Annotated in this window: 20 protein-coding genes; 2 read left to right on the forward strand and 18 right to left on the reverse strand. The window is 51.7% G+C overall.

Features of this window, described 5'->3' with window-relative positions; genetic code table 11:
• Positions 1–71 precede the first annotated feature (71 nt).
• The 13 genes from RGQ30_RS11050 to RGQ30_RS11105 all read right to left on the reverse strand — a co-directional run bounded on the left by RGQ30_RS11050 (position 72) and on the right by RGQ30_RS11105 (position 8,393).
• Positions 72–695 carry a DUF2971 domain-containing protein gene (locus tag RGQ30_RS11050; RefSeq protein ID WP_338284410.1) on the reverse strand — a complete coding sequence of 208 codons (624 nt, stop codon included), beginning with the start codon at positions 693–695 and terminating at the stop codon, positions 72–74.
• 951 nt (positions 696–1,646) lie between these two features.
• Positions 1,647–2,111 (reverse strand): VOC family protein, encoded by a 465-nt coding sequence (locus RGQ30_RS11055; protein WP_338284411.1) that lies wholly within the window; start codon positions 2,109–2,111, stop codon positions 1,647–1,649.
• 136 nt (positions 2,112–2,247) lie between these two features.
• Positions 2,248–2,652, reverse strand: coding sequence for an Rcs stress response system protein RcsF (gene rcsF, locus RGQ30_RS11060; RefSeq protein WP_130555861.1), 405 nt, complete (start codon positions 2,650–2,652; stop codon positions 2,248–2,250).
• A 197-nt stretch (positions 2,653–2,849) separates the two neighbouring features.
• A complete protein-coding gene (locus tag RGQ30_RS11065) occupies positions 2,850–3,137 on the reverse strand; it encodes a DUF7684 family protein (RefSeq protein ID WP_338284412.1) in 288 nt (95 codons plus the stop codon).
• 116 nt (positions 3,138–3,253) lie between these two features.
• Positions 3,254–3,658 (reverse strand): hypothetical protein, encoded by a 405-nt coding sequence (locus RGQ30_RS11070; protein ID WP_130555860.1) that lies wholly within the window; start codon positions 3,656–3,658, stop codon positions 3,254–3,256.
• Positions 3,659–3,724: 66 nt separating this feature from the next.
• The gene (locus RGQ30_RS16150) at positions 3,725–4,123 is read right to left on the reverse strand and encodes a DUF4279 domain-containing protein (protein WP_130555859.1); all 399 of its coding nucleotides are present in this window, start codon (positions 4,121–4,123) and stop codon (positions 3,725–3,727) included.
• A 583-nt stretch (positions 4,124–4,706) separates the two neighbouring features.
• A complete protein-coding gene (locus tag RGQ30_RS11075) occupies positions 4,707–5,042 on the reverse strand; it encodes an Imm50 family immunity protein (RefSeq protein ID WP_130555858.1) in 336 nt (111 codons plus the stop codon).
• An 87-nt stretch (positions 5,043–5,129) separates the two neighbouring features.
• Complete coding sequence (locus RGQ30_RS11080) at positions 5,130–5,477, reverse strand: hypothetical protein (protein WP_130555857.1); 348 nt, start codon at positions 5,475–5,477, stop codon at positions 5,130–5,132.
• Positions 5,478–6,111: 634 nt separating this feature from the next.
• A complete protein-coding gene (locus RGQ30_RS11085) occupies positions 6,112–6,483 on the reverse strand; it encodes a hypothetical protein (protein ID WP_130555856.1) in 372 nt (123 codons plus the stop codon).
• A 69-nt stretch (positions 6,484–6,552) separates the two neighbouring features.
• Entirely contained in the window at positions 6,553–7,086 is a 534-nt protein-coding gene (locus RGQ30_RS11090) for a hypothetical protein (protein WP_338284414.1), read from the reverse strand.
• A gap of 105 nt (positions 7,087–7,191) precedes the next feature.
• Positions 7,192–7,533 carry a hypothetical protein gene (locus RGQ30_RS11095; protein ID WP_130555854.1) on the reverse strand — a complete coding sequence of 114 codons (342 nt, stop codon included), beginning with the start codon at positions 7,531–7,533 and terminating at the stop codon, positions 7,192–7,194.
• Positions 7,534–7,579: 46 nt separating this feature from the next.
• A complete protein-coding gene (locus RGQ30_RS11100) occupies positions 7,580–7,948 on the reverse strand; it encodes a hypothetical protein (protein WP_130555853.1) in 369 nt (122 codons plus the stop codon).
• A 157-nt stretch (positions 7,949–8,105) separates the two neighbouring features.
• Entirely contained in the window at positions 8,106–8,393 is a 288-nt protein-coding gene (locus RGQ30_RS11105; protein ID WP_130555852.1) for a WYL domain-containing protein, read from the reverse strand.
• A gap of 125 nt (positions 8,394–8,518) precedes the next feature.
• Here RGQ30_RS11105 and RGQ30_RS11110 point away from each other — a divergent pair, with 125 nt between their 5' ends.
• Positions 8,519–9,532, forward strand: coding sequence for an integron integrase (locus tag RGQ30_RS11110; protein WP_130555851.1), 1,014 nt, complete (start codon positions 8,519–8,521; stop codon positions 9,530–9,532).
• A 360-nt stretch (positions 9,533–9,892) separates the two neighbouring features.
• On the opposite strand, the gene RGQ30_RS11115 is transcribed toward RGQ30_RS11110, so the two are convergent.
• The 3 genes from RGQ30_RS11115 to RGQ30_RS11125 form a co-directional block, all read right to left on the reverse strand.
• Positions 9,893–10,807: a metal-dependent hydrolase gene (locus RGQ30_RS11115; protein ID WP_130555850.1), complete on the reverse strand. Its 915-nt coding sequence runs from the start codon at positions 10,805–10,807 to the stop codon at positions 9,893–9,895.
• A 288-nt stretch (positions 10,808–11,095) separates the two neighbouring features.
• Positions 11,096–12,487 (reverse strand): sigma-54-dependent transcriptional regulator, encoded by a 1,392-nt coding sequence (locus RGQ30_RS11120; RefSeq protein WP_130555849.1) that lies wholly within the window; start codon positions 12,485–12,487, stop codon positions 11,096–11,098.
• Between the two features lie 2 nt (positions 12,488–12,489).
• On the reverse strand, positions 12,490–13,974 hold the full coding sequence (locus RGQ30_RS11125; RefSeq protein WP_338284416.1) for a sensor histidine kinase: 1,485 nt from the start codon (positions 13,972–13,974) through the stop codon (positions 12,490–12,492).
• Between the two features lie 169 nt (positions 13,975–14,143).
• Between RGQ30_RS11125 and RGQ30_RS11130 the strand changes: the two genes are divergently transcribed.
• Positions 14,144–14,539 (forward strand): DUF4168 domain-containing protein, encoded by a 396-nt coding sequence (locus tag RGQ30_RS11130; RefSeq protein ID WP_130555848.1) that lies wholly within the window; start codon positions 14,144–14,146, stop codon positions 14,537–14,539.
• 163 nt (positions 14,540–14,702) lie between these two features.
• On the opposite strand, the gene RGQ30_RS11135 is transcribed toward RGQ30_RS11130, so the two are convergent.
• Both RGQ30_RS11135 and RGQ30_RS11140 read right to left on the reverse strand, forming a co-directional pair.
• The gene (locus tag RGQ30_RS11135) at positions 14,703–16,394 is read right to left on the reverse strand and encodes an AMP-binding protein (RefSeq protein WP_130555847.1); all 1,692 of its coding nucleotides are present in this window, start codon (positions 16,392–16,394) and stop codon (positions 14,703–14,705) included.
• Between the two features lie 31 nt (positions 16,395–16,425).
• Positions 16,426–17,715 (reverse strand): thiolase family protein, encoded by a 1,290-nt coding sequence (locus tag RGQ30_RS11140; RefSeq protein WP_338284417.1) that lies wholly within the window; start codon positions 17,713–17,715, stop codon positions 16,426–16,428.
• Positions 17,716–17,727: the final 12 nt, after the last annotated feature.

The following is a 17,727-nucleotide window of genomic DNA, read 5'->3' on the forward strand; positions in this document are numbered from 1 at the left end:
GTCTAACGATTAAGCTAAAAGGCCGGCTTCAGCCGGTCCTAGTGAGCAAAGCGAGCGATTTAAGCGAATTGTTATACTCCGTTCACCGCGAACTTTTTCCAGTTTTCGTTTTCCACAAGTGTCGACTTATATATTTTCAATGACATACAGCCGTCGATTGATTTTAAAGTGCTTTTTACATGATTAAAGACCGAGGTCGGCAGCCAGGGGCTTAACGTAATTCTCTTGATTGCTTTTAGTGGAACTTGCATGCGATATACCGGAGGCCCTTTTTTAGCAGAGCCATAAAATAGTCTAAATTCTTTTTCGTCACTGAATGCGTAACGCTTTAGAAACGGTAAATCGGACTGAGATGGTGCGCATTGACGGAGTGAGTCGATAGTTTTGTATTTCACATCCTCTGCTCGTAAACCAGGAATCACACTTGCTGCAGAAATTAGTTGAACCCTATCGAACTCAATACAAGCCCCGCTACCACCATGAGAGAAGACCCTCCAATGGTGGTATGTTTCGGACGCTTCAGCCAAGCAAAGAGCATAGGTGCTTAGAAGTCCGTTAGCTTTAGCGAATTGCTCAATATAGTAGGAGTCATTTCTGTCGTCCCATAAGGCAGGATTCAGCAGCGCAAGTTCTTGGGTCTGAAGAAAATCGATTAAGTAGGGAAGTTCGGTGTACCTGCGAAGGGAAGATTCCATAAATTAGCTCAATTCCTTTTTGGCATATAACGTAAAGTTCACCTGCGACGCCCAAAGCACGCGCGGAAGCGCGGGCTTTGGGTTGCATCAGGTGCAACAGGAAGTTAGACCGGAAGTTTTTGCAACCCTTGCAAGCGGGGCGGTCGGCGAAGCTAGAAACTTCCTGCTACCCGATTTTGCAGCCACTTCGAGCCTGTTTATATTACCTACAGCCTTTAATCTCTGCGGGTCTAATCCCCGCTGCTTGCGGCGTTCTTGAGTCAAAGTGTCCGTAGGGAACTGTAAAGCGATAACTTGCCGTAAGGCGTGCGGGTCAGAGTGTAGCGAATACCCCGTCCCTTGGGCGGGGTTGATAATCTACGGGCGTAATAGCAAGACCAAAATGCATGCCTTGCAGCACAATACTTACCCCCCATAAATTAGTTCTGACAGTCTGGCAGTCTGTCGCGCCCTGTCAGATTACGAAGTTGCTCCCAACTAGGTTCAGGGCATTGATCCATCCGCTTTGATGGAAGACACCACTGTTGTATTGTCCCAACTTCTTTAGTACCAAGACATTTATTAAATTGGGGTACGTTAAGGTATTTTGGTGGCAGCGAAGCTTCTGTGTTGCCTAACATTGGTGTCGTTGGACTCACTGCGGTACAAGCAGCAGTGGCCACTGTGATTCCAAGCGTTGTCAGTTTGATAAGGATTTCAGTGGTCTTCATTAAATCACCTATGATTAAAGGAACGAATATTTAATACCTAACGGCATCAGTATTTAGCCAAGCGCGGCACGCATTCTGTTTCTATCACTCACCCAAACCGCAACTGTGATGGTGAGTTTAGGTTTTGGCTGTTTCGGTATAACGTTTGAGCTAAGCGCCAGCATCAATCGCGAGGCGATTGATCTGTCCGCTTGAGCGAATAGTTATGTGACGACAGTTCGGAGAGAGGAGGAGACAGCGCTCACTCGTTCTTCTGACTTAACGCCACCCTGTTTCCTTCCGAGTCCTCAAATTCAGCAACCCATGTGCCAGGCGCAACCTTTTTCTTTGCATAAAGCGTTTCTGCTCCTCGCTCAGCTGCACGAATCATCACGGCGTCGATGTCAGGCACATGGAAGTAGATAATCGCACCTGTCTTCGACGGAATGTAGACGTCGCCTTGAGCGAGCGTTACGTCAGCGCCTTTCCCATCACCAAGCGTCGGAAAGTGGGCCATCTCGTACCCGTCTACGACCACACGCTCAAGCTCAACACCAAAGACAAACTCATAGAAGTCAACAGCGCGCTCAATATTGCTAACTGGAATCTCAAGATACCGAACTTCAAACACAGCATTTCCTCCCTTTTGCGCCGCACAGCCGAGCAAAGCAACAACAAGTGAAACGAGCAACAGTGCCTGTACAAATCTCGCGAAGACAGAATGCATTAGCCTCTCCGAGAAAGGTTAGGGAGTGCCAGCAAGCTTGCAGTACAGAGGCACATAACGTGTGAATTCACCGGCCGCAAGAGGCGGTCCGGTGGAATGGCGTGTTAGCTGTAATTTCCGATTGGCGACTTATCAACTACTTCGTTTCGGGAGATTCTTCAACCACGATGATAGCGATGCCCGTGCAATCGACTGTACTCCAGCAATTTCTGTTGATACCGGTGGTGACAAAATTCGCAACCTGGCGATCACCCGCACCAACGATGAGCCCATTCGCACCCAATTTTGCGGCCCGCATTTGCATTTGTGCAGTGCAATTCTCTAGAGAGGCCGGGGGTTCCCAAGCCTGATTTCGGCAAGATGTTGCCTCAACGATACCGAGCGAATTAACCCCAGCTTTTTGAAGAATTGAGTTATCAGGATAAACCTGCACCTTATTCTTTGTGAAATCGTCAATTTGCTCAATTCTGACCAACGGTCCAACGCAACCAGCAAGCAGTACGATGGAGGACAGGACAATAGTATTAAAAACAATTTTCATTTTAGTAAAACAGCCTTGATAGGATTTGGTAAGGTGGTTTCTTTACAGCTAACGTTTAAGGTAAGCGGCGCCGTAGCACCGAAGGTGCGGAGGGCACCAACACGGGCCATGAAGATAGCGAAGCCATGGCCCGTGTTGGCATCCGCTTGACCGCCCAGTTAGGCCACGGTTTTTGTGAGCTGCGTAGAGCTGGGTACTCATAGTTCCACGAGCTGGGGCTCGCCAGTGCCTTGAGTGACGATGCGGACGAACTGTATAACTTCCTCCAAAGACTCGCCAGGATGTGAGGATGTAAGGATGAAGCGCGTGTTATCGCTACCATCACCGACAACAATTTCATCGATGATGTCTTCGATTAACGCGCAGTCCTTGCCTGCAACTGCAACGAAGCGAACGCCGTCGGAAATGAATTGCTCGACCAACGCCTCTAGCGTGTTGTTTGCGCCGGACTTGCTATGGATGATGACCTTTTGCGCGTAGCTCATTTGAATTGGCCTAACGCCGAGGTAAGGGGCACCGTAGTGCGTCAGCACGGAAGGCACTAACAGCTGCAAGCTGTTGGGGTCCCCTTGACCGCCCTGTTAGGCTGCGGACCAAAGCACTACTGTTCATTTTTCGCCCGGCCTTCCGAGAAACGTGGCAGGCCACGCAAGAAACGATCACGGCGATATGCGCGCTTGATGTGCCGTGGGAACCAGGTATTTGGCGTTAACAGGCTCTCAGCGAATTTATATTCAGCGTATTTGTAGTCGAGCATTTCCTTGCGCACAAATTGGCAGCCCTTTTCGCCCTCCTCTCGAACCAACCTCTGTAGTGCGCAACCAACCGCCCACACAGCTAGCTGATGCCAAACAGACCAGTTCTTGGTTTGCACTTCTGCTTGCTCCCAAGCCGCAGCAAGATTTGACGACCTGGCGATTCCGTCAGGGGAGCGCACGCCTTCGACCAAAATCAAGTTGGAGGGGAAGAATCGAAGGGCTTCGCGAAATGCTTTGCGGTAATTCATAGCTTTGTTTAGCAGCCTAACGTTTGAATTAAAGGGCGCCGTTAGGCGTCCCGCTTGAATGATGGGTTAGACAATCGGCTGAAGTGGATACTCATACAACCAGACGCTAAGGGAAATACCAAGTTTGCCAAGGCGAATTAGGTGTTCAGGTTCAATACAAAGTGATAGAGACCGTGGTTCTGCTCGACATTCAAGGTATGGTGAGTATCCGAGGCCTAAGAGGCGCGCCAAAGCTTCACCTCTCGGTTCCAAGAAGTCGAGCCACTCACCAATCTGTGCCTCGATCGTATTGGCTTCCGCTAACAAATTGATGCTTAGCTTCCAGGTTCCGATATCAGAAGGGTCAATCGCCGCCTTCGACTCGGTTGGTTGAAGACCCAGCGTTCTCGTTATAAAACTTGGATCGACGCCTGGACGGCAAAACACAAGTGTTGTAGTGCTGTCACTGCTCGTGTCGGTTTTCATAGGGTTGTCTAACGTTGTAGGTAAGGGGCGGCCCAGTTGCGGGACGTCCAGTGGAGGCCGAAGGCCGCAACGGCCTTGACCGTAATGTTAGGGGTCATAGGGAAAGACGACGCCAAATAGCAGGGCCTACGACGAAGGCGACAGCGCCAACTAAGAAATTTGCATAAGTAGCGTACATGATGGAGTGCGATGCATCCGGCACCTGGACTAGTTTGGCGACAAGCGTAGGGACGGCCATAGCGCCGAAAAAAACTACCAACCAAGTGAGCATAAGTGCGACAAAGACAAGTTTTCCGAGGAGCGAGTAGTTACCTGGAGGAGAGGCTGCTAGCTGAACCCACATATTGGAACCTTTTATCGCTGCGCTCCCTCGGTTGTAACGATAGGCGGCTAAGCCGACCCCGCAAGGAACCCACTGAACAACTCCTGCTAGCAAGCCAGATACAACGACGAGAGCTTCGTGCATAAAGAACTGACCCCTAACGTTGGAGGTAAGGGGCGCTGTGCTGCGCTTTATCGCGCAGCACAGCGACCTGAGGGAGCGGCCTTGACCGCAGTGTTGGGCATCACGGTGAAGAAACGCTTACGGTTTTTTGAGCACATATGACACCTTTGCACCCGCACATTTGAACCTGCCCGCCAAGCCATAACAGGCCTCAAGCGTGACCTCGATCGGAAGCTCTTCAGAAATATGGAGAGCATCAATTACGTTTTCTGAACTCAGTTCGGACAATTCAAGATCTGTGACACCCGAAAACGTAAGAGTTACTTCAGCCCCTTTTTGCTTATCAGCATCTATGTAGAAGATAACCAATGTGATCGTTCCAGGTTGAACGAAGGCAATGCTCTTTATCTTCCCGTCGCAGAAGAGCGGCCAATACCCGAAGTAGGATTCAACTTTGTCAGCGTGCTCGATCATGTTCTTGTGACGCCCAACGTTGAAAATCACCGGGTGCAGGCAAGCGCAGCTTGCCGGAAGTCCGGTGGATTGTAATGTTAGAACGCTTCACGCCCATGCCACCACCCAGGACAGAAAAATGTGAGGCTTGAGCTGCAAAATGAAGTATGGAATTTTTGGCTCATTGAACTTAAGGATGAGCCGTTCAAGTCCTCTATCGGTTTCAATCGTCCACTCGACTATCCCCACCAGTTTGATTTCGGCCTGCAATAGATTGGCATGCCACCACTTGAACGAAAACTCGCCTTCGTCTGGTGCGATGGTAGCGATGAGTTTGTCGGCTCCTCTTACGGAGACGAACTCAGCTCCGTAATACCACTCCGTTCCCGGCGTCATTAGCCGTGGCTCTGCTTCAAAAAACGCGAGATAGTCGACGAGTTCAGGAGTGATTGTCATAACGTTCTAACGTTTGAGGTAACCGGACCGTTGCGGTATGCGGCTAAAGGCCCAGAATGAAATAAAGAGCTTTAGCCGCATACCGCAATGGGTCCGGTTGAGCGAATGGTTAGGCGTCAGTTCTTTGCACACTGTTGCGCCATCTGTTTGGTGACAGGGAAACATGTTCTGTTCTATAGCGCTGGCAACTTTAGAACTTGTCTTGTTTATTTCGTTGCGTTCGTAGCTTGTGCTTTCCATACAACTTTAGACCGGCTAGAACTGCGACAGCTCCAGCAGAGAAATAACCTACAACTGGTCCGACAGTCAGTATCAAAGGTACATTCGCTAGTCCTAGCCACATGAGCGCGGCACCAAAGATACCAGGACTGGCTATCACCATTCCGGCCTTTGCAATTAGTGCTGCTATCACTCCGTAACTCGCCACATCCTCTACGAAATCAATTGTTGATTTCTGTTCAAGCTTAGGCATTTGGATCTTTGTGGGTTCCACTTCCGTTCGACTGAACAAAAATCTATAGATGCGACGCAAGATCAGGAACGAGATTAGTGCAATTGCAGCCAATACGAGGGTTTCTAGTATTACAAGCATATGGTGAGTGATAGCTGGGGTGTCTGATGCCTAACGTTGAAGCTAACGGGCGGCTGCGGGCGGGCGAAGCCCGCTTGCAGCCATCCCTGTTGAGCGTGATGTTAGAAGCCCCTCGATTGCTGCAACTGTATTGAGCGGGGCTTCACCTTGAACCGCAACAACCTGTGGCAGGAGTGCAAGCAGTTGTGTTTTTTCAGATTCTGCATTTATGCGCAGCGAATAAAAGCCATGGGAAATAACCCAGCCATTCTTTGATGCTGGCTCGGAGAAGATGGCTTCCATGGGACTACCATCGGCAGCAAAGAAAAGCCAACCACCTTCTGAAACATCCCACCCCTCGCAATACCTGACGGCGTCATTCTCGGTGGGAAAGATCATCAGGGTTCTCTCGTCGGTAGCGTAGGCAAAGATCATGGCTTCTAACGTTTGACATGAGGGGTGGCCGAGGGCGATAGCCCTTGGACGTCCCTCTCGATGGAAGGGTTAGGCATTCCCGCCTCGACCTTGCTGCACCCGGACTGGCTTGCCGATTTCTCGGGCGATTGCTGCGACGTGGGACTGCTGGTTATCTACGACGTACAGCTCGACATGACGAATGAGGTCTCGGAGCTCGTAAAGACGATCGAATGGGAACGAGAGGTTGTATTCAAGGTTGAGTACCAGCTCTTCTGCATTTTCGCTTTCAGACATGTCGACTGACTCAAATTCATTCTCATCGCTGTGCGAAACGTATTTGTGGCGTAGATCAATGATTCTTTCGTGCTGCTCAAGGAGTGCCGCATCAGTGCCGAAGATCGATGAACCCTCTAGGCGCCGACGCCCGGCTCCGGAACTTACGAAGCACCTGGAATAGGCATTGATTGCGCCTCGGAAATGAGCAAGGAACTCGAGAATCGCTTCATACGAACTCCACAGATGTGGGTGACCAAGTTCCTCGGCTCTCGCAATGTAATAGCGAGCTTCGTGAACTTGCTGCATCAGGTAAACCCACCGACTGAAGTTGTTCAAAGCGCTCATGGTCTAGGAATGCCTAACGTTGGAGGTAAGGGGCTGCGGCGCGAAAGCGACTGACCGAAGAAACCACGCCGGTTCCGCAGTCCCGCTTGACCGAAATGTTAGGAATCATTTTCTAAACAATGAGATTTCGCTAATTAGGTAACCAACTAAAGCGCCAAAGAGCCCGCCAAAAACAACAATTCCGAGGCTTAGAGGAAGGTCGAGCAACCAAACAACAATTTTCTGCGCGCCGGCCCACGAAATATCAACAAGCGAGTAGTAGTCAATATTCAATTTGCCCAGGACAGATGAAATGGGGATTGGGGTCCATTGCCCTTCCCTCAACCAGAGCAATGCCTGGTACCCCAAAAGACAGATTGATCCGAAAAAACCTAAAGCGCCGAAAAGGCCAAACCACTCCTCAATCGTTTTTGTGCGCTCAGCATTCAAAGCGCTTATCTGTGCCATGGGATGGTTCCTAACGTTCGAGCTAAGCGGAGCGAGGGGTTAGGCATCACTTAACGGTGTAGCCCAATTGAGAAGCTAGGTTTCCAAACCCCGAGTCGGTATAGTTTAACTGCCTTGCCATGGAGTTGCCAAAGTTCAACTTCGTCGTGCCGACAACTCCAAACTGGTTTACAAGAAGTGCCACGTCAGTGGCATCAGCAACGCCAATGGCGAAATAGCCCTTCATCTTGGTGCTCGCCCAATCACCCTGCAGATTGTTATTTGCCCACTCCTGAAACAATCCGTATGGGGTTGGCAGTTTCTTCTTCATTTTATCAAAGTGGGGGCCTCCCGGCAGTGTGGCCGATACGGCTGCCGTAAAGAAGGTTGCCGCCGCGTTGGCGGGGATAAAGCTGTTCCATTTGATTTGGGGCATTGATCCTCCTGTTGTTTGGGGCGCTGAACCGAATCTCCTCCCCGGGCCGTCAGCGGGCGCTCTTTGTGACGCCTAACGTTGGAGGTAACGTGCAGCCAGAGCTGCGCAGCTGCGGGAACCCAAAGCGCAGCTTTGGGCTGTCACGTTGACCGAAAGGTTAGAGCTCTGCATGAATTACAAAAAACGCTTTATCTCCCCGCTTATAACCTTGGCGAGGTCCAGTGAAGTGTTGCGGCAAGACTGTTAATGATCGCATCTCGCTGACGTGAAAAATCTTCCAGCCAACAAATTCACCAGATCCACTACCGCCAGCGACTTGATAGGCTCGGAGAGCTTGATGTCCCTTACCGTCAACACCAAGTGTGTGTGGCTCCACGGTGCGACCATAGCCATCGTAAAAGAAGGAAATAAGGTTTCTATTTTGAATCGCTGCGGGTATTTGCATGAATAGCTCTAACTAGATTTATAGAACAATAACGGCGATATACATTTATCCGAACATCACCCTTAGGACTACCCACCTGAGTGAGCCCTTTGTAAAGCTTGGCTCTTGAGAAATATACTGTACTTATGAACAGTATAACCAAAACCCAAAACTCGCCACGTTTGCTTGACCAATTGCGCACTGCGATTCGTTACAAACACTATTCCTACGCAACCGAAAAAGCCTATGTGTACTGGGTTCGGTTTTACATTCGTTTTCACAACCTGCAGCACCCGGCTGAAATGTCTGCTGCGCAGGTCGAAGCATTCTTGCAGTATCTAAGCGTCAAGCGAAAAGTTTCGGCATCGACACACAAGCAGGCGCTGTCCGCTTTGCTCTTTCTCTATCGCGAAGTTCTGAAGCAAAACCTGCCTTGGCTTGATGAAGTAAGTCGTCCGACAACTTCCAAGCGATTACCCGTGGTACTTACCCGCCAGGAAGTGAGCTGTGCCTTTAATCACCTTGAAGGCGTTCACCTGCTGGTCGCCAAATTGCTATACGGCACAGGCATGCGAATTATGGAAGCACTTCGCCTGCGTACCAAAGACATTGATTTTGACCACAACTGCATCATCATTCGATGCGGAAAAGGCAACAAAGACAGAGTTGTTATGCTTCCGGCTTCACTTGCTGGCGCTTTGAAACATCAGTTGCAACAGGCAAACCAGGTATGGAAGGGGGATCGAGCCAATTTACTACGGGGTGTGGAGCTTCCTGATGCACTGCAAGTCAAGTATCCGCGTGCGCCCGAAAGTTGGGCGTGGTTCTGGGTATTCCCCCAAGAAAAAACTTCTATTTGTCCTGTTACCGGCATTCATCGCAGGCACCATTTGTATCCACAAACTTTCAGGCGAGACTTCAAGCGCGCACTTGAAAGTGCTGCCATTCACAAACCTGCCTCACCGCACACTCTGCGGCATAGCTTCGCAACGCACTTGCTTCAATCGGGCGCTGATGTTCGAACGGTTCAAACATTGCTGGGTCACAACGACCTGAACACAACCATGATTTACACACACGTTGCGAATTGCGTGGGCGGTGTGGCAAGCCCTTTAGACTCGCTTTCGCGATCTACCATAGCTACCGCAAGGCCATACTGATGAAGCCCTGTCTTGTTCGCACTGTGAATTTAAAAATTAATGTAAAAATGTAAATTAATTGGTATTTAACAGCAAGCCATTTGCGACGCGCACTGGGTCGCATAATCAACATACAAGAGCTAAACACCTGATCTTACACGGCTGAATTTCACAAACTGACATGTACTACCCCTCATTTGAGGGGGATCACGAAACACAAGTACGCAACAGATACCCACGGGTGATTGAGGCACATTCCGAAGCACAGCCGGCCCCACACTTTTATGCGCGTAAAAATGCAAAAACCGGACAAACCCTTTCGGATTTGTCCGGTTTTTTTAGTCACCTCAACCCGCGCTACCCACGCAGGTCAGTGAAAAATCAGGCGGCTACTGCGGCCTTTGAAACAGCCTTGCTCATGCGAGCACGCACTGCTTTTTTCACTTCTGGGTTCGGGTTGCGCATGGCGTTGTTGACTTGCTCAACGAATGCGTCGATTTCTTTCAGCACGTGGCTGTTGTCGTGCATCCATGGGTGGAAGTCGGCTTTGAAGTAATCAAAGAAGTCGCTGGCGGCGTTGCGGAAAATACCGCCTTTGCCCAGCAACATTTTACCAACGGCCTTGTAACCTTGCAGGTGCTTGCCCTTGGTGTTGGGGTCTGCAAATACCAGGCGTGCGTGGAAGTAAGCAATTACGGGCCAGAAAATTGCGGTGGCCAGTACCATGCCGAAGCGGCGCAGGAAGCGGTTGTACACGTTGTCGGGCACAACTGTGTTCCACACGTCATAGGCAACAGCCTTGTGCTCTGTTTCTTCGTAAGCGTGCCACTGCCACATTTGCTTGAAGCCCTGGTCTGATTTTTCACCAGTCACTTTTGGATCTTTCAGAACGGCATCAGCCATGATGGCTGTGTAATGTTCCAGCGCAATGGTGCCAGCCAAAGACAATTTCTTGCCCAGGCCTTTTTGCAAACCACCCAGCAGGCTCCACAGCATTTTGTCCAGCTTCAAAGCGGGCAGACCACTGCGGTCCATCATTTCGTTGTATTCCTCGTGTTCGCGGCTATGCAGTGCTTCCTGGCCGATGAATGCAGTGATGGCCTGCTTCAGTTCGGGGTCAGTCACCTGGTCTTTGTAGGCGCGAACGGAGTCCATGAACAAGCGCTCGCCGGCTGGGAACAGCACGGACAAGGCGTTGAAGAAGTGGGTGACGTGCTCACCCTGTTCATGCCAATTGTTGATGCGGGACTCGTCGAGGTTGATTTTGACGTCGCGGCGCACTGGAATGACTTTCATGGTGTTACTCCTTTATTTACAGCTGTTTTTTTGTTCGTTGAAATTAACCGTTACATCACACAATGTATCAATCATTCTCGACATTAACAACTGTAAACATTAGAAAAACACTCTAACGATCAAACGATCGTTTGTTTTTTGAAACAGGGCAAACCCTTGATTCCACTGCGTTTAATTTTTTGCGATGCAATAATATTTAATACCAGCGAAACGGAAGTCCCTGTTCCGATTGGGTAATTTTGAATTGTGGCATGCGGCGAAACCTCGGTTTGACCCCGCACAAGGGCCCTACTCCTGTTCTTCACCCAGCCAACGGTACAGGGTGCGCCGGCCAATTCCCAGCAATGCGGCAGCACGGCGCTTGTTGCCATCCACTTCCTTCAGGATCAACTGCACGTAGCGCTTTTGCATTTCATCCAGCGTGGGCCAAACAGCGCCTTCCAGCAGTGCGGTTTCGTGAACGGCCGGGTTTTGCCCTGTACTGGGCACCACCGCCTGCCCTGCATTCAGCTGCACCCGCTCAGGCAAGTCTTTCAAGGCGATCTGTTCGCCAGCGCAAAACACCACGGCGCGTTCCACCACGTTTTGCAGTTCGCGCACATTGCCGGGGAAACTGTAACGGCGCAGTGCTTTCAAGGCATCGGCAGTGAAGCCTTTCACTTGCTTTTGTTGTGCAGTGGATGACACCTTGAGAAATCGCAAGGCGAGCAGATCAATGTCGTCTTCGCGGTCACGCACAGGGGGAACATGAAGGGCAAAGGTTTCAAGCCGGTAGTACAGGTCTTCGCGAAAGCGCCCTTCTTCCACGGCCTTGCGCAGATCCTGGTGGGTTGCGGCCAGTATGCGCACGTTCACCTGTATTTCCTGGTCTTCGCCCACGGGGCGTATCCAGCCGTCTTGCAGGGCGCGCAACAGTTTGGCCTGCAGCATCAGCGGCATTTCGCCAATTTCATCCAGCAGCAAGGTGCCGCCATCGGCTTGCTGCAACAGCCCTTTGCGACCGGTTTTTGCGCCAGTGAATGAGCCACTGGCGTGGCCGAAAAATTCGCTTTCCAAAAGCTCAGCAGGAATGCCTGCGCAGTTGACCGCCAGAAAGGGTTTGCCAGCGCGCGGGCTTTCCGCGTGCACGGCGCGTGCGACCAGTTCCTTGCCGGTGCCGCTTTCACCGAGAATGAGCACTGGGCCTTGCGCCTTGGCCAGCATTTGAATTTGCATGAACAGCTTTTTGACCGCAGGGCTTTTGCCATACAGCCCATGAAAACCGTGGTCGGTGTTCAACTGGCGAAACTGTTGCAGCTCGCTGCGAATGGCGCGGTTTGACAGCACACGCCGGGTGCTGAGCAAGAGATGTTCAAGGTCGAGTGGCTTGGTCAGAAAATCATCGGCCCCCGCCTGCAAGGCCTTGACCGCTTGCCGCACACTGCCAAACGCGGTGACAACAATGACAGCCGGTGGCTCGGGCGATGCCTGCGCAATTTTCAGCAGCTCCATGCCGTCGCCATCGGGCAGGCGAAGGTCAGTGACAATGAGGTCGGTGCGGTGTGTGGCCAGCCATTGCGCAGCATCTGCCAAGGCATGCATGGCGGTGACACGGTGTCCCTGCGCCTCCATTTCTTCAACAATCAATTCATTCAGTGCCGGGTCATCTTCCAGCAATAACACCTCAACGCCACCACGCATGTTCAACCTTCCTGTTTTGCTGTCAAAGGAAATACCAGTTCAATACGGGCGCCCTGCCCGGCCGGGTTGTCGGTGATTTGAATACGCCCGCCGTGTTCACGCACAATGCGTTGCACGATGGCCAAACCCAGCCCACTGCCCTCGCCCGGTGTTTTGCTGGTTACGAAAGGCTGCAACACCCGTTCACGCTGATCCACCGGAATACCCGGCCCATCGTCTTGCACATAGATCAATACTTCCTGCCGCGACGCTTCTTCCCAGCCAATCGTTACTGTGCCTTCAGGGTTTGCTTGCCAGGCATTGCGCAGCAGGTTGGACAGTAACTGATCCATGCTGGAATGGTCGGTGTTGATGAACAGGGTTGGGCCTTGCTGGATTAAGGTTCGAGCTTCGTCCTGGTCCTGCTGTTTTACTGCAGTGCGAACCAGTGAATCCAGTGCAATGGGCTGGCGATAGTTCATTGAACTTCGCCCGTAGTCCAGCAATTGGCGAACAATGCGTGTCATGCGCTGCACCTGGTTTCGAATGTCTGTCAGTTGCCTTGCCTGATCGGGGCCATCAAGTTCACGCATCAAACGCTGGGCCCGCCCGTCGATCACGGTGAGGGGTGCGCCCAGTTCATGCGCGACACCCGCCGACAATTGCCCCAAGGCCGCCAGTGTTTCCGACTGCCGCAGTTTTTCTGCCATGGCCGCTTGGGCAAGGCGTTGTCGCGCGGCCAGTTGTTCAGCCGCCTGAATGGAATCGAGCATGCCGTTCAAGCCTGCAACCAGACTTTTGATTTCATGCGGCCCTGTGGCCTGCAAACGGTGGCTGATGTTGCCCGCTTCAATTTCCTGCATGCCGTTGAGCAATCGGTTGACCGGGGCCCCAATGGCACGCCGGTGGGTCCACGTCAGCACCAGGATAATCAACACCGCCACGCCCGCGAAACCAGACCATGCAACAAGCCTGATCTTGGACAGTTCATCTTCGATGCCGCTTTTCAGGCGGGTAACCTGCAACAGGCCGCTGGGCCTGCCCGACAAATCAAACAGGGGCAGAAAAAATGAGTACACACTGCGCCCACTGATGTTTTCATATTGCTCAAATTCACCGTGCAGGGTTTTTTCAATGGCGCGGTTGGCCTGGGCCTGCGAGGGTTCAACAGCACCCAGCGACACGAGAAAATTGCCGTTCGCATCGAACAGGTAAGCGCCATACACCTCGTTGATGTAGAACACCGATTCCACGCTGGTGTTCAACTGGTCAAAGTTCTTGGTTTCAAGTGCCGTGCTGACCGGCAGGCGAATGGCGCGCGCCACCTGTTTCAAATCATTCTGCAAGCGTTCTTCTGCCAAGGTGTTGATAAAACCCAAGCCCAGCATCAAGACCGTGCCCAATAAAACAAGCACGGGGAGGCCGACCTGAATCAACAACACCATGCGCAAATTGCCAAACAGTTTGTGGATCATCTTGGAAGCAGACAGGCTGCATTTTGGATACATGTGCCATTGTGGCACATCAATCGGGAGTTTTGCGGCCCCACTCCGCTCTGCCCGGCGCCTGCGTAAATTGGTTTATTTTCATTACTATCAACAACTTGAAAATTTTTTCGATGCTCTGGCACGGTACTGGCATAGGTAAGGAGGCTATTTTTCAAAAGGAGTATTTGATATGAGAAAACAAATCACCACCGTTTTGATTGCTGCATCCATGGGTTTTGGTGCCACTGCGTTTGCTCAACAGGCAGGCTCTGCTGTACCAGGACAAAATTCACCGGCGGCCAGCACCGCGCCAGCAGAATCCTCTGCTCAAAACTTCAGAAATTCGGACCTGGAAAAATTCGCCGGTGTCCAAAAGCCGCTGGACGATATTCGCTCGGAATATTCCCAGCGCGTGCAGTCCACACAGGAACCTGAAAAGGCTGCCCAGCTGCAACAGGAAGCTTCCGAGAAAATGATGGAAGTGGTGAAAGGTTCTGGCCTGGAAGTGGAAACTTACAACCAGATTGCGATGGCTGTGCAAAGCGACCCTCAATTGCAGGCGAAGGTGCAGTCCATGATGAATTAATGCAGTGATTTAAGCATTAAGTTGTGAAGTAAGTGGTGCACCCGCTTGTGCACCAAGTCGAGTTGATCATTTTTCATTTTTTGCCCCACATGGCCCCGCACGGTGAAAACTGCGCGGGGTGTTTTTTTGTGGTGCTTGAAACTTAAAATGAGTTCACTTGAAATCAGGACTCGATTACCACAGGCTTTTTGAGGGCCACCCAGCCTTCGGCCTTGGGCAGGTAATTCGCTTCAATCACGTTGCGCTTGATTTTCATGGTGGGGGTCAGGAAGCCGTTTTCCATGCTCCAGATGTCTTTCACCACGACAATGCAACTGAGCCTTTCATGCGCTTCCAGCTGGCCGTTCACATGGGCCAGCAATTCAGTCATTTCGCTTTCAACATGGCTTGCCTCGCCCGGGTTTTGTTCAAGCTTTTTGTGCTCTTCAAGTGGCAGCATTACCAATGCAAAAGGCTGGGAAAACGAGGGGCCAGTGACACACACGGCTTCGATCAGTTCATGGCCGTTCAAACGGTTTTCAATGGGCACAGGTGCTATGTATTTGCCCTTGCTGGTCTTGAACAGTTCCTTGACGCGGCCAGTGATTTTCAAGCGCCCTTGTGCGTCAATTTCGCCCATGTCACCGGTCTTGAGAAATCCGTCTTCGGTGTAGCTTTCTGCGGTCAGCTCGGGGTTTTTGTAATAGCCCATCATGTTGCACGGGCTTTTCACCAGCACTTCACCCACTTCGGAAATCTTGCATTCAACACCGGGATAAGTATTGCCCACGTAACCCACGCGCACCTTGCCGGGCAGGCTGCAGTGAGAATAGGCGAAGTTCTCGCTCATGGCATAGCCTTCAAGCAAGTCCAGCCCCAGGTTGCGATACCAGGACATCAAGGCAGGTGCCAGCGGCGCTGAACCACTCAAGGCCATGCGCACTTCGGCCAAGCCCAGCTTTTTTAGCAGGAATTTCTTGAACAAGCCCGACAACACCGGAATGCGGAAAATGATGTGTTGAACACCGAGCGGAATTTTTCCGCAAATGCCGTTGTAGAACTTGGTCCACAAGCGCGGCACAGAGAAAAACAGGGTTGGGCGCGCGCGTTGCAAGTCTTGAATAAAACTGTCGAGCCCGAACGAGAAATACACGTGGAAGCCATAAAACAGCGAACCGGTTTCCAGAATGGCGCGCTCGGCCGCGTGGGCCAATGGCAGGTAGGAAATCATTCGATCGGTGCTGTTGAACGACATCACCTGCGAGGTACCGCGCAAGGCGCTGATCATGGCGTTGAAAGAAATCATCACACCTTTGGGTTTGCCGGTGCTACCCGATGTGTACAGCATGGTGGCCATTTCATCTTTGTTGCGCTTGACAGGCTTGGTGGTTGGCGCAGTGGCTGCAACAATGGCATCCCATTGTTTGGCGTGTTTCAACTGCGGGGCCAATGGCAAGGTGATGGTGGGCATGTCCAGTGGAATACCTTTTTCCACGACGCGCCACAGCTCGTCCATCTTGCCGATGAAAATCATTTTGGCGTCGCTGTTGTCCAGTACATATTCCGCAGTTTCTGCGTTCAGTGTGGGATACAGGGGGATGGACACATGCCCTGCGCGCCAAATGGCCAGGTCGGCCATGATCCAGTGCGCACTGTTCTTACCCAGGATGCCGATGTGGGTTTTTTCAGGCAGGTTGAGTGATTGCAGGTAGGCAGCCATGCGGTTGACCTGGTCAGCCACCTGGGCCCAGGTGTAGTCCACGGTTTTTTCCGCTGAAAATGGCTGTGTGAAATACACCTTGTTGGGTTGCACGCTGGCCCAGTGGTCCAGGCAATCCAGCAGGGTTTCAAATTTCTCGTACTGCGCTGCACTCATGTTCTTGTCTCCCGTCTATTGTTTTGTTTTTTTAATGCTGCGTGTTTTCAAGCAGTATGGCAGCACCCAAACCACCACCGGCACAACTTGATACAACAGCATACCGTTTCTTTTCATGCTGTAATCTTCGCGCGGCCGTAGTCAACAGGCGAATGCCTGTAGCTGCAAACGGATTTCCCAGGGACAGCGAGCCACCCCAGGAATTCAACTTGTCGATTGGCAACTCACCCGGCGTTTTGCCACCATGGTATTCGGCGGCAAATTCAGGGCGTTCCATGCACGCGATGTTTACCAGCACTTGGGCTGCAAAAGCTTCGTGAAGTTCCCACACATCGATGTCGTTCATGGTCAAGCCATTGCGGGCCAGCAGTTTCGGTATCGACACCGCAGGGCCCAGCAGCATTTCCTGCTCCAGGCTGTTCACCCCAGACAGTTGGTAATCCACCACCTCGGCCAGAGGCGTCAAGCCCAGGCGCGTGGCCGCTTGCAGGCTGGTGACCATCAAGGCGGCAGACCCATCGGTAAAACGGGATGAACCGGCAGCCGTGATCACGCCGCTTTTGCTGAAAATGGAGCGCATGCCAGCCAGTTGCTCCATGTTGCTGTTTTTGCGCGGTGTGTTGTCGTGTTTGACGGTTGTGGAAGAACCTGGCACCTGCACAGGCACGATGGTATCTGCAAACAAACCCTGTTCAATGGCTTGAATGGCCAGTTGGTGACTGCGCACTGTGAAGGCATCACAAGCCTCGCGGCTGACATTGAATTTTTCCACCATTTGCTCGGCGCACACGCCCATTGTTTTGCGGGTGGTGAAATCGGTGCCGGTGGGCATTTCCGGTTTCAGGTCAGCTGGTCGAAGGCTGGCCAGATTTTTCAGAATGTTTTTGGCCGAACTGTCTTGCCGAACCTTCATGGCTGCACGCCGAATTTTTTGCGAATAGCGGATGGGAATGTCGGAAAAACTTTCCACACCGGCGGCAATGCCCACTTCAATTCGACCCAGTGCAATCATGTCGCACAGGTTGGCAAAACCCACGCTGGCTGACAAACCCGCCATGGAGGTGGTGTAAGCCGGAATGTGTGAAGGCAGGCCTGCACTGAGCATGCTTTCGCGGGCCACATTGGATGTTTCAATTTCATGCAGCACGGTGCCCATGGTGACCAGGTCGATGCTGCCTTTGTCGATTCCGGTTTTTTCCACCAACCCTGCGATGGCCTTGCCGCCCAGTTCGTAGGTCATCAACTGCGAATAGGCACCGCCGGAATCCAGAAATGGGGTGCGCACACCATCCACAATCACTGCTTTATTAATAGACTGCATGCTGGACTTCAT

It is taken from the genome of Limnobacter thiooxidans (assembly GCF_036323495.1).
GTDB classification, from domain to species: Bacteria; Pseudomonadota; Gammaproteobacteria; order Burkholderiales; family Burkholderiaceae_B; genus Limnobacter; species Limnobacter thiooxidans.